Origin of the sequence: Rhodoferax ferrireducens (genome assembly GCF_003347515.1) — a bacterium.
Lineage (GTDB): Bacteria > Pseudomonadota > Gammaproteobacteria > Burkholderiales > Burkholderiaceae_C > Rhodoferax.
In genome coordinates this window covers 1-291 of sequence record NZ_QEII01000239.1, presented here as the reverse complement: position 1 = coordinate 291, position 291 = coordinate 1, and the positions used below count along the sequence as shown (strand labels likewise).

Genomic DNA, 291 nt, shown 5'->3' with positions numbered 1-291 from the left:
AATGGGAGGTTGAAGGCAAGTACCCAGACTGGAAGACTGTTTTTCCTGACGAATGCCAAGTTGGCCCAATGGGCATGTTCAACGCCATGTATATGAAGATGGTTCACAAAACCCTGAAGATCGCGACGGGAAACGATTTTGCAGGAATCACCCTGCGCCAGTCCGATGAAAACAAGTCGATTTTCGTGTCTTGCGGATTTTTGCCCGACTTCGCGGCAGTCGTCATGCCAATGCGAGACGACCGCAAAATCAACTACCCCAAGTGGTTGTCTGAATTCAAGGCGGCAGGAA

General features: G+C 50.2%; 1 protein-coding gene. It reads left to right on the top strand.

Annotation, left to right across the window (positions count from 1 at the left end; genetic code table 11):
- On the top strand, positions 1-291 hold a 291-nt coding region (locus tag C5P05_RS06990; protein ID WP_157979236.1), incomplete at both ends, for a hypothetical protein.